This window comes from Actinomyces sp. Z5, assembly GCF_003287795.1.
Classification (GTDB): domain Bacteria; phylum Actinomycetota; class Actinomycetes; order Actinomycetales; family Actinomycetaceae; genus Actinomyces; species Actinomyces glycerinitolerans.
Map to the genome: position 1 here is coordinate 19,920 of NZ_QMIN01000041.1, position 8,685 is coordinate 28,604.

The window sequence follows — 8,685 nt, forward strand, 5'->3', positions numbered from 1 at the left end:
CGGCGTCGACAGGTAACGCTCACCGGTGTCCGGCAGGACGGTGACGATCGTCTTGCCCTCGAACTCCGGGCGCTGCGCGATCTGCGAGGCGGCGGCCAGGGCCGCACCGGAGGAGATACCCACCAGCAGTCCCTCCTCGGCGGCGGCACGGCGGGCGTAGTCCAGCGCGGTGTCGGACTCGATGTGCAGCAGCTCATCCCAGATGGACTGGTCGAGCACCTCGGGGACCACGTTGGGGCCGATGCCCTGGATCTTGTGCGGCGCGGCCTTGCCCTCGCTCAGCAGCGGGGACTCGGCGGGCTCCACACCGAAGATCTTCACACCCGGGATCTGCTCCCGCAGGACCTGACCCACGCCGGTCAGGGTGCCACCGGTGCCGATGCCGGCCACGAAGGCGTCGATCTTGGAGTCGGTGGCCGCCAGAATCTCCTGTGCGGTGGTCTCCCGGTGAATGCGCGGGTTGGCGGGGTTGGTGAACTGGGAGGCGAGCACGGAGTTGGGGGTGGCGGCCTGGAGCTCCTCGGCGCGCTTGACGGCCCCGGCGACACCGCCCTCGGTGGTGAGTACCAGCTCGGCGCCGAAGGCGCGCATGATGGCGCGACGCTCCTTGGACATGGTCTCCGGCATGGTGATGATCACCCGGTAGCCGAGCGCGGCGCCGACCATGGCCAGGCCGACGCCGGTGTTGCCGGAGGTGGCCTCGATGATGGTGCCGCCGGGCTTGAGGTCGCCGGAGGCCTCGGCAGCTCGGACGATCGCCAGGGCGATGCGGTCCTTGACGCTGCTGGCGGGCTCAAAGGCCTCGACCTTGGCCAGGACGGTTGCGGGGGCGCCGTCGGTGACGCGGTTGATGCGGACCAGGGGAGTGGAGCCGACCAGCTCGGTGATGTTGTTGGCGTATGTCATGGCTGTTCCTTAAGTCTTGAAAGTGCGGGGCGCCGCTCCGGCAGGGGCGATTAGCGAATACGGGTACACCCAGAGCCTGGAGGGCGTTTGAACGTTTGTGGGGAGGGGCGCTTCCCGCGCCCAAGCGCCGGGCATGCGCGCAGCAACGCGCGCACAGTGTCATGGCCAGGCGCTCTATCGACACTGGCAGCAGCAGAAGGACATCTCGCACATGACGTTACCGACCGTCATGGGGTCCTCCTCATTACCTGGTGCTGCCAAAACCTGCGGAGCTTCACCGGCGCCGAGCGGGCGCCGTGATCCGCTGAAGCCACAGTAGTGCCTGCGCCGGCGCGGCTGTCAAATCATCCGCATGGTGAACTTCGCTTCATCGCGCCTGCCCGTGTACACAGCGCGTACCCGTTGGTCCCGTTGATCAAAGTGCGCTCCGTATGCCCGCCCTGCCAGTACAGAGGCGGACGGAGCCGGTAGGAGTCACGCTGTGGACAGGACGTCTCAGCGGCGGGTGCTGGAGTCGCTGCGTGACTCCGGTCAGGAGGCGGGTAGAGGAGTCTCAACCACCCGGCTGCCGGCCGGCTCGGCATGGGCGGCTCCGCCGGTCAGCGCGGCCAGCTGCTCGGCGAGCGCTTCGGCGTCGGCGGTGGGCGTGGACAGGGTGAGGACGGCGTGGGTGGCCTGCCACTGCGTGTCCTCCACCCCTATGTCCTGCGGGCCGCCCTGCCCGCGCAGTTGGGCCTCCAGACGGCCGGCGTCGGCGACGGGCACCCGCACCTGCCACAGGTGGCGAGTGGCCAGGCGCACCCGGGAGGCGGCGTTCAGCGCGTCGGCGGCCGCCTGCGAGTAGGCGCGGGCCAGGCCGCCGGTGCCCAGCAGAGTCCCGCCGAAGTAGCGGGTGACCACAACCGTGGTGTTGACCAGACCCGTGCCGCGCAGGACGTCCAGCATGGGGCCGCCGGCGGTGCCCGAGGGTTCGCCATCGTCACTGGAACGTTCGATGGGCTGGGCGCCGGGGACCGACACGGTGAAGGCGCTGCAGTGGTGGCGGGCGTCGGGGTAGCGGGAGCGGACGGAGGCGATGAAGGCGCGGGCGGCTGCCTCGTCGTCGGTGCGCGCGGCCCGTCCCAGGAAGTGGGAGCGCTTGACCTCCAGGTCGGTCTCCGGCTGCTCGCCGCGTGACAGCGTGACCACGGCGTTGGCGGTCGCGTAGTCGGCGTTGGAAGCGGGCACGGCGGTCATGGCGTCATGTATAGCCGCTCGGGCGCGGCGGCGTGGGTGCGACGGTACTTGTGGGCGGGACGGGACTGATCTCACACGTCCGGCAGGGCGCCCGGGCTGGAACGGAATCCGGGCGAACCGCTAGGGTGACCCCTGGTCAACTATCCTTCGGGTTGTCCGTGACCGGACGGCCCTTCGACTTTGAGAGGAGCGGGCTCATGGCAGTGCCGAAGCGGAAGATGTCCCGCAGCAACACCCGCAATCGCCGTTCGCAGTGGAAGGCCAAGCTGCCCGAGCTGCAGACGGTCACCGTTGCGGGGCGCAAGGTGGCGGTGCCCGGTCGGCTGTCCAAGGCCTACCGGACCGGCCTCATCGAGTACTGATATCGCCGCCGTCCCGGCATCGCCGGCGACGAACCGGCAATACGGCGGGCCCAGGCCCGTCCAATGCGGGTGTAGCTCAATGGTAGAGCCTCTGCCTTCCAAGCAGATGGCGCGGGTTCGATTCCCGTCACCCGCTCGGTGAACGCGCGGCCGCCCCGGACTCCGGTGGCGGTCGCGGGCGTTTACACGGGGTGTGGCGCAGCTTGGTAGCGCGCCTGCTTTGGGTGCAGGAGATCGTGGGTTCAAATCCCGCCACCCCGACGACGAGGACACCCACGAGCTCGCTCGTGAGGTGTCCTCGCGTCTACTGCGAACTTTCGCCTCCTGGTACGAGCTTTTGCACCCTGGTGTACGGGTATTTGCCGCACACCAGGGTGCAAAACGTCGTAGCAGGGCGCAAAGTGTCGCAACAGGCACCGCGGGCGCGGGTCACGGGTGCGGCAGTGGTCATCATCGCGGTGCAAAGGTGTCGCAACAGGCACCGCGGGCGCGGGCTCGCTGCTCAACACCAAGGCGGGTTCTCCGGGCTCTGCTCTGCCGGGTGATCGCCTACAGTCGTCACTGTGTTGTCGGGCCTATTGATTGTTGCCGGCGTCGTGGCTGCCATCGGATGCATAGCACTGCTGCCGGGGAAACGACGCGCAGCGGGCGTGGCGCTGTCCGGCGTGCCGCTGGTTGCCGACTTCATCTGTGGGCTGCTGAACCGGCACAACCCCGCCGTGCTGCCGATCGGCCTGCTAGTCGGAAGCCTGAGCAGCTTCGACGCACTCGCAGTGGGGGTGCTGCGCGGCGACAACCGCCACGGCACGGGCCTGTACCGGCTTCGCCGGGCGAGCGCCGGGGTCGCGCTGATCTACGTTGGGGTCGCGCTGATCTACGTCGCGATCGTGGTGACGACCTATGCAACGTCGGCCGACGCATTGCGGGACGAACGGGGCGAGCCGCTGTTCATCATCGCGAAGCCGGCCAGCCTCGTGGCACTCGCGCTGATGTTTGCCTGCATGCTGTTGTCAGCCGACGCCTTTGACAAAGGGCATACTCGCGTCTGCATCGGGTGGAGTGCACTCCTGCTCCCGCTTGGCTGCATGCTCGTCCTGCCCATGGGACTCGACCCCCTGCTGCCTCCCGTGGGACTTTTCATTGGAGCTGCCTACGCCATGTTTACGCTCCTGGTCGGGCTGCTCCCGCCCCCAGGGCAGACCACGTCCAACATTCACCATCTGCGCAAGGCGCACGTGCTGGCCTTCCTGGGCTACCTCGGCATCATCGTGCTGTGCGCGGTGTACGTGATCGTTTGGCGGCAGCTCACTCGGTAGCGGGCGCCCTGGTCTTCGCGTTGCGGCGCCTCGGCTGTCTGCTACGAGCTTTCGCTCCCTGGTACGAGCTTTTGCACCCTGGTGCACGGGCATTTGCCGCACACCAGGGTGCAAAACGTCGTAGCAGGGCGCAAAGTGTCGCAACAGGGTGAAGGCTCGGGACGCGATCCTCCGCCGTTACCTGGATCCTACGCCGCCGGCTCGCCCACCGCGGCCGCCAGCGCCTGGATCTGCGCCGGCGTGGTGCGGCAGCAGCCGCCGACGGCGCGGGCTCCCAGCGCCTCCCAGGCGGGCAGTGCGCCGGCCAGGAGATCGTCTCCGGGGCCTGTGCCGCCGCTGCCGGGGGCGGCGCTGCTGCCAGAGCCGACATCGTCGGCATCGCTGTCGGCGCCGCCCGTACCAGTGCCGACACCACCGCCGGTCGTGCTGCCGCCCGTGGACCAGGTCTTGGCCTCGGCGTCATACTCCTCACCCGAGTTCGGGTAGACGACCAGCGGCAGGCTGGTGAGGTCGGCGAGCAGGCTCAGCGCCGTCGTCGCCGACTCCACCCGGGTGCAGTTGACTCCCAGCAGACGCACCTGCGGGCAGGCCTCCGCCCAGGCGACGACGTCGTCGAGCAGCGTCCCATCGCGCAGCGCCGTGGCGTCGTCGCGCACCGACAGCGACAGCCACGCGGGCACCTCCGGCGCCACTTCGGGCAGCAGCCCCAGTAGCGCGTGGATCTCCGGTCCCTGCGGCATCGTCTCCAGGGCCAGCACGTCCACGCCCGCCTCGGTCAACAGCCGCAGCCGCGGGCGGTGGAAGGCGCGGAACTCCTCATCCGTGTGCGTGTAGGCGCCGGTGTACTCGCTGCCGTCGGCCAGGTAGGCGCCGTAGGGCCCGACCGAACCCGCCACCAGGCCGTGGCGCCCGGTGGTCGCCGCATGTTCGTCGCGGGCCCGGCGTGCCAGCCGCACCGCCTGCCGCACCATGTCCTCGGCCTCGGCCTGACTCAGGCCCGCGCGCCGGTAGGCGTCCAGATTCGCCTGATAGGTGTTGGTCGTGGCCACGTCCGCGCCGGCGGCGAAGTAGGCGCGGTGCACGTCCAGGATCGCGTCGGGCGCGTCGCGCATGGCCAGCGCGGACCACAGCGGGCCGGAGGTGTCCACGCCCCGCTTCTCCAATTCGGTGGCCATTGCGCCGTCGAGGACGATCGTCCCCCGCTGTGCCAGTAACCTCGTAAGCACATCACTCAAACCGAGTCGCCTCCCGACCCTGTTGTCGACTCCTCGCCCGCCTACATTCGGCGGCCCACCTACCCTAGCCGGGAACGTCCCGGAATCGCTCACCCCAGGAACGCCATGGCCACCACACCCGACGCCGCCAGCAAACACGACCGTCTGCAGCGCAAGATGAGCTCGCGCCACCTGACCATGATCTCCTTCGGCGGAGTCATCGGCACCGGCCTGTTCCTCTCCTCGGGCTACACCATCAGCCAGGCCGGCCCACTGGGCACCGTGCTCGCCTACTCTATCGGCGCGCTGCTCGTTTACCTGGTGATGCTGTGCCTGGGGGAGCTGAGCGTGGCCATGCCCTGGACCGGCGCCTTCCACGTCTACGCCAAGGAGCTGATCGGCCCCGGCACCGGGTTCGTGGTGGCGGTGCTGTACTGGCTGACCTGGACCATCGCGCTCGGCTCGGAGTTCACCGCCGCCGGCGCCATCATGCGCCACTGGTTCCCCACCACGCCGGTGTGGATGTGGGCCGCCATCTTCATCGTGGTGGTCTTCGCCTCCAATGTGTTCTCGGTGCGGGTGTTTGCCGAGGCGGAGTCCTGGCTGGCGGGCGTGAAGGTCTTCGCCATCATCGCCTTCATCGTGCTCGGCACCCTGGCGATCGTCGGGGTGATCCCCATGGCCGACGGCTCGCCCGCGCCGGGCCTGGGTGGCCTGATCCGCGACGGCGTCTTCCCCAACGGCTTCGGGGCCGTCTTGACCACCATGCTTACCGTGAATTTCGCCTTCTCCGGCACCGAGTTGATCGGCGTGGCCGCGGGGGAGACCGCCGACCCCGGCCGCAACATCCCGCGCGCCATCCGCACCACCCTGGTACGGCTGACCGTGTTCTTCATCGGCTCGATCGTGGTCATGGCCGCGCTCATCCCCTGGCAGGAGGCCGGCGTGAGCGCCTCCCCGTTCGTCACCGTGCTGGACATGATCGGCGTGCCCCACGCGGGCGACCTCATGAACATCGTGGTCGTGACGGCCATCCTCTCGGCCGCCAACTCCGGCCTGTTCGCCTCCACCCGCATGCTGTGGTCGCTGGCCAACGAGGGGACCGTGCCGGAGATCGTCGCCCACACCACCATGCGGGGCGTGCCCGTGGTGGCGCTGGCTCTGTCCATGTTGGGCGGACTGCTGGCTCTGCTCAGCTCCGTGGTGGCCGCCGACACCGTCTACCTGGCGCTGGTGTCCATTTCCGGACTGGCGGTGGTGATCGTGTGGATGGCGATCGCCGCCTGCCAGTTCGTCTTCCGCCGCCGCTGGCTCGACGCCGGGTACATCCCCGCCGAACTCGGCTACCGCACCCCCGGCTACCCGTGGGTGCCGCTGGCGGCCTTCATCGGCTCGGCCGCCTCCTGCATCCTGATCGTCTTCGATCCTGGTCAGCGCTCCGCCCTGTACTGGACCGTGCCCTTCGTGGCCCTGTGCTACGCCGGACACGCCCTGGCCCTGCGCCGCGGCTGGGTGAAGGCCTGACGCGGGCGCGTGCGACGGCGGCGGCCCGCGCCCTAGGCTGACCTTATGCCCTCATATCGCACCATTCTCACGGTCACCAACCTGCTGCCCGGCCACGGTCCGCAGGACGTGGAGGCTGCGGCCCGTGCCGCCGTGACCGCCTCGACGACGTTGGAGGCCTTCCAGGTCGACGTCGTGCGCGGCCAGCCGCGCGTCACGATCCGATTCACCGGGGCCGACGACGCCGATGCTCGCGCCGTCCACCACCGCACCGTGGCCGGGGTGCGGCGGGCGGCGGTCGTGCCCGCGCAGGTGCTTGCCAAGGTGGTGGGCGGGCGCAGCGTGCCCATCGCCCTGGAGGCGTGAGCGTGGCCGACGGCGCGGCGGAGCCGGCCGCTCGTGCGGCAGCATGGCGGGGCCGGCCGCTCGGGGAGGCGATGGCGCTCCCCTCGGGGGCGCGCGTCGACATCACCGCATTCGGGGTGCCCGCCGGCGTCGGCCGGGAGCGGAATGTGAGCAGTTCCCGCCGCCTATGGGCGGGCTCATTTGTCACCGGGCCGCGACCGTGCCCTAGGATGGCCCGGAATTGACGCCACACCAGGGCGCCTGCGAGGCCTGCCGGTCCCGCACCTTCCAGTCGATTTACACATTCGGAGTAGAACCCCGTGAAGAGCACCGTCGAGAACCTTGACCCCGCGCGTATCAAGCTGACCGTGGAGGTCCCCTACGAGGAGCTGGAGCCGAGCCTCGACGCCGCCTACAAGGAGATCGGCTCGCAGGTTCAGATCCCCGGGTTCCGTCGCGGACACGTCCCGCCCCGTGTCATCGACCAGCGCGTCGGCCGTGCCTCCGTCATCCAGGAGGCCGTCAACAACAAGCTGCCCGACTTCTACCGCGACGCCCTCAACGACTCCGGCCGCGTGCCGCTGGGCCAGCCGGACATCGAGGTCACCGAGTTGGTTAACGTCACCGGCCCGCAGGGCGGCCAGCTCGCCTTCACCGCCGAGGTCACCGTGCGCCCCGAGTTCGAGCTGCCCGAGCTGGGCGGCATCGACGTGACCGTGGACGCCGTCGAGATCACCGACGCCGACGTCGACACCGAGCTGGACAACCTGCGCGCCCGCTTCGGCTCGCTGAAGTCCGTCAAGCGCGCCGCAAAGACCGGCGACTTCGTGACCATCGACCTCAAGGCCGTCATCGACGGCGAGGAGGTCGACTCCGTGTCCGGCGTGTCTTACGAGATCGGCAAGGGCAACATGCTCGAGGGCCTGGACGACGCCCTGGTCGGTCTCAAGGCCGACGGATCCACCACCTTCACCACCAAGCTTGCCGGCGGCGAGCACGCGGGCGAGGAGGCTGAGGTCACCGTCACCGCCACCGCCATCAAGGAGCGTGAGCTGCCCGAGGTGGACGACGAGTTCGCCCAGATGGCCTCCGAGTTCGACACGGTCGAGGAGTTGCGCGAGGACCTGCGCGCACAGGCCGCCGAGCGCAAGACCGGAGACCAGGCGATCGCCGCCCGCGACGCCCTGCTGGAGCAGCTGCGCGACGCGGTCTCCTTCGACGTGCCCGAGTCCGTGGTCGAGGACGAGATCAAGCAGCACCTGCAGGCCGAGGGCAAGCCCGAGGGCGACCCGCACGCCGACGAGATCCGCGACGACGTCACCTCCGGCGTGCGCGACCAGATCCTCCTGGACGTGCTGGCCGAGTCCCTGGATGTGTCCGTCACCCAGGACGAGCTCCTGGAGTTCCTCATGCAGACCGCCCAGCAGTACGGCATGGAGCCCGCCCAGTTCATGCAGGGCGCGCAGCAGGCCGGCCAGATTCCGGCCTTCGTCTCCGAGATCGCCCGCAACAAGTCCCTGGCCATGGCCCTGCGCCACGTGACGGTCAAGGACTCCAACGGCGAGGCCGTGGACCTGACCGAGTTCATCGGCTCCGACGAGCTCGACGCCGAGGCGGCCGCCGAGGCCGGTGCCGCCGCCGCGGCCCAGGCCGCTGAGGACGAGGTCGTCGTCTCCCCGGCCGACGCCGACGAGGCGGCCGACTCCGGTTCCTCGGCGTCCTCCGCCTCCGCGGACAGCGCCGACGACGCCGAGTGACGTCCACCCGTAACGCTCAGTGAGGGGCCCGCGCCGGAAGGCGCGG

At 69.7% G+C, this 8,685-nt stretch carries 8 protein-coding genes and 2 tRNA genes; 7 read left to right on the plus strand and 3 right to left on the minus strand.

The genetic code is table 11. The features are described from left to right. Both cysK and DRB06_RS04675 read right to left on the minus strand, forming a co-directional pair. The coding region (cysK, locus tag DRB06_RS16035) for a cysteine synthase A (protein ID WP_111819251.1) at positions 1-906 on the minus strand (906 nt) is incomplete at its 3' end. 531 nt (positions 907-1,437) lie between these two features. After that, complete coding sequence (locus tag DRB06_RS04675; RefSeq protein ID WP_181575188.1) at positions 1,438-2,142, minus strand: YigZ family protein; 705 nt, start codon at positions 2,140-2,142, stop codon at positions 1,438-1,440. A gap of 197 nt (positions 2,143-2,339) precedes the next feature. Between DRB06_RS04675 and rpmF the strand changes: the two genes are divergently transcribed. The 4 genes from rpmF (at position 2,340) to DRB06_RS04695 (ending at position 3,820) form a co-directional block, all read left to right on the plus strand. After that, entirely contained in the window at positions 2,340-2,504 is a 165-nt protein-coding gene (rpmF, locus tag DRB06_RS04680) for a 50S ribosomal protein L32 (protein ID WP_073327314.1), read from the plus strand. A gap of 65 nt (positions 2,505-2,569) precedes the next feature. Further along, positions 2,570-2,640, plus strand: a tRNA-Gly gene (locus tag DRB06_RS04685). 51 nt (positions 2,641-2,691) lie between these two features. Further along, positions 2,692-2,765: transfer RNA gene (locus tag DRB06_RS04690), tRNA-Pro, on the plus strand. Between the two features lie 302 nt (positions 2,766-3,067). After that, positions 3,068-3,820, plus strand: coding sequence for a hypothetical protein (locus DRB06_RS04695; RefSeq protein WP_146750802.1), 753 nt, complete (start codon positions 3,068-3,070; stop codon positions 3,818-3,820). Positions 3,821-4,008: 188 nt separating this feature from the next. Here the strand turns inward: DRB06_RS04695 and mmuM are convergent, their stop codons facing one another. Continuing rightward, positions 4,009-5,046 (minus strand): homocysteine S-methyltransferase, encoded by a 1,038-nt coding sequence (gene mmuM / locus DRB06_RS04700; RefSeq protein WP_258522144.1) that lies wholly within the window; start codon positions 5,044-5,046, stop codon positions 4,009-4,011. Between the two features lie 165 nt (positions 5,047-5,211). Here mmuM and DRB06_RS04705 point away from each other — a divergent pair, with 165 nt between their 5' ends. The 3 genes from DRB06_RS04705 to tig all read left to right on the plus strand — a co-directional run bounded on the left by DRB06_RS04705 (position 5,212) and on the right by tig (position 8,639). Next, positions 5,212-6,558: an amino acid permease gene (locus DRB06_RS04705; protein WP_199912614.1), complete on the plus strand. Its 1,347-nt coding sequence runs from the start codon at positions 5,212-5,214 to the stop codon at positions 6,556-6,558. A 45-nt stretch (positions 6,559-6,603) separates the two neighbouring features. Further along, positions 6,604-6,903: an FMN-dependent dehydrogenase gene (locus DRB06_RS04710; protein ID WP_073327308.1), complete on the plus strand. Its 300-nt coding sequence runs from the start codon at positions 6,604-6,606 to the stop codon at positions 6,901-6,903. Positions 6,904-7,202: 299 nt separating this feature from the next. Continuing rightward, positions 7,203-8,639, plus strand: coding sequence for a trigger factor (tig, locus tag DRB06_RS04715; RefSeq protein WP_073327307.1), 1,437 nt, complete (start codon positions 7,203-7,205; stop codon positions 8,637-8,639). Positions 8,640-8,685: the final 46 nt, after the last annotated feature.